Below are 2,081 nucleotides of genomic sequence, written 5' to 3' on the forward strand. Positions count from 1 at the left end.
GCCCGGAGAGCTGGCGAGGCAGCCGGCGACCAGCGCCGTCAGCTCTCGCGCCCGGGTTTCGGTGACGCTCATGGCCGCTGCTCGACCACGCTGGAAATCGCCGCGCTGCGAGCGGCGTTGTAGTCGCCCAGGGCCTGGAGCTTCGCCTCTTCAGTCGTCGCCCGGCGGCTACTGAGGAACTGCCTCCAGGTCGCGTAGACACGGCTCTGGATCGCCCGCGGCACCTGCCGCCAGCAGCGCAGGCACATCAGCTTCCCGGGCTCGACCGTGGCGTTGCAGCCCGGGACCGGGCAGCGGCGGGTCTCAGCCATCGGCCCGGCCCTCCCGGCGGCTGGAGGCGCGACGGCGCCGGCGCTCGACGGCGGCGTCGATCAGCTCCTGCGGCAGCACCCCCGCCCGGCCGTCCAGGTGGAAGCCGTCCTCGGCGAAGAAGTCGGCGCGGATCGGACCCAGCTCGGCGATGGCGTCGGCCACCCGCAGCAGGTCCACGACCCACTTCGGGGAGCCTTCGCTCACGATGATCGGGAGACCGGCCATCGCTCAGCCCTCCGCCTGGCCGAAGGCCGGCGACAGGCTCTTGTGGCCCTTCGTCAGAAACGTCGCGAACCGACGCAGCGCCAGGACCGCCGCGTCTTCGTCGGGCGCCTCGGGGAGGCCCGGCACCAGCCAGGTCCTGTTGTCGTAGGCGAGGCGCGCGCGCTTGGTCAGAGCGCGACGCAGCGTCGTCTCCGGGCCGTGGGCGATCGGCAGGGTCCCGTCCGGCCGCTTCTTCCCGACCGCGATCTGGCCGGACCGCCAGCAGTAGGCATAGCTGGTCATGGCTGCCCTCACACGTTCGCGAGAGCCAGCGGGATCTGGACGAAGTCCTGATCCGGCGAGGGGCGGCGATAGAAGCGGATGTACTCCTTTGACCGGGTGACCCGGACGCTGTCGGAGATCGCCTGCATGGCACGCTGCCAGCGCCCGTCCTCGAACTTGAAGCGGCGCAGGCCGAGGATGCGATCCTTGTCGAGCTTGCCCTCCTTGTTGACCTTGAAGGCATCGGTGACGATCGCCTTCAACTCGTCGGGCGCCTTGTCGCTCCAGTTCGTCAGGCACTCGTCGATCAGCTGCTTCGCGACCTGCAGCTCCGGACCGAAGTCGATGAACTCGCCGACCGCGATCTGGACGCGCAGCGTGCCGTCGTAGCTGGTCAGGCTGACGTTCCCCTTCTTGCCGCCGTGGGTGACGCCGTACTGCTCGGCGACGAGCTGCAGGTGCGCCTGGATGTCCTGGTACGAGCGCTGCCGGAAGGCGGCGAGCTGCCCGCTGACGCCGAGCGCCTCCTCGATCAGCTCGCGTACCAGCCGGTCCTCTTGCTTGTGCTCGGGCTTGACGACGCTCTCCGGCACCAGGCGCCCTTCGGCGTCCTGCATGAAGCCGGCGGGGATCTCGATGGTGGTCATGACAGTCTCCAGATGATGGCCGTGATGAAGCGCCGCAGGCGCGATGGGCGGCGGCGGCAGGGGGTCAGGGCGCCGGACAGCGCGAGGAGGCCGATGCGGCTCACGGTGCAGCGCTCCCGGCCGGAGCGAGCGCGGAGGCGGCGATCTCCGCCGGCGTCGCCCAGCGCTCGCCCTCGGCCGGCAGCTCGCCGCCCGGCAGGGCTTCCCCCGGGGCGTAGAGCGGCGTCCGGTCGGCGGTGGCCGTCGCTGCCAGAGCCTCCTCGAGGAGCAGGGCGTAGCGGGCAAGCGCCAGGACCGCACCGCCCGCGGCGGCGTCGCGGAGCGCCAGGCGCTCGGTAGGGCCGCCCGAGGTCTCGTACAGCCCCTGGCGTGCCGCGGCGGCCAGTGCCCGGGTGATCGTGGGGTCGCTCATCAGGCGGCCCTCCGGTCCGGGAGCGCGACCACCTTCCGGTCGTGGACGTAGGGGCGGCCCGCCCGGCTCTCGTCCCACCAGGCCGCCATGACCAGCAGGGCGTCGGTCCAGCTCGGCGCATGCGCGTGGGGCCAGCGGATGCCCATGCTGGCGAGCAGCAGGGCCGCACCGACCTCGCGGTCCGCCAGCTGGAGCCAGAGGATGTGGTCGCGCGCGACGGCCAC

6 protein-coding genes are annotated in these 2,081 nt (G+C 72.1%); all 6 read right to left on the reverse strand.

Annotated elements, in window-relative coordinates:
* Nucleotides 1-68 precede the first annotated feature (68 nt).
* Nucleotides 69-311: a hypothetical protein gene (locus B9O00_RS32055; RefSeq protein WP_085127523.1), complete on the reverse strand. Its 243-nt coding sequence runs from the start codon at nt 309-311 to the stop codon at nt 69-71.
* Entirely contained in the window at nt 304-537 is a 234-nt protein-coding gene (locus B9O00_RS32060; protein WP_085127525.1) for a hypothetical protein, read from the reverse strand. Before B9O00_RS32060 ends, B9O00_RS32055 begins: the two co-directional genes overlap by 8 nt.
* A 3-nt stretch (nt 538-540) precedes the next feature.
* Nucleotides 541-819 carry a hypothetical protein gene (locus tag B9O00_RS32065; RefSeq protein ID WP_085127527.1) on the reverse strand — a complete coding sequence of 93 codons (279 nt, stop codon included), beginning with the start codon at nt 817-819 and terminating at the stop codon, nt 541-543.
* A gap of 8 nt (nt 820-827) precedes the next feature.
* Complete coding sequence (locus tag B9O00_RS32070; protein ID WP_085127529.1) at nt 828-1,445, reverse strand: DUF3164 family protein; 618 nt, start codon at nt 1,443-1,445, stop codon at nt 828-830.
* Between the two features lie 100 nt (nt 1,446-1,545).
* Entirely contained in the window at nt 1,546-1,857 is a 312-nt protein-coding gene (locus tag B9O00_RS32075) for a hypothetical protein (protein WP_085127531.1), read from the reverse strand.
* The coding region (locus tag B9O00_RS33335; protein WP_159460395.1) for a hypothetical protein at nt 1,857-2,081 on the reverse strand (225 nt) is incomplete at its 5' end. The genes B9O00_RS33335 and B9O00_RS32075, both read right to left, overlap by 1 nt.

This window comes from Tistlia consotensis USBA 355 (genome assembly GCF_900177295.1).
Taxonomy (GTDB): domain Bacteria; phylum Pseudomonadota; class Alphaproteobacteria; order Kiloniellales; family DSM-21159; genus Tistlia; species Tistlia consotensis.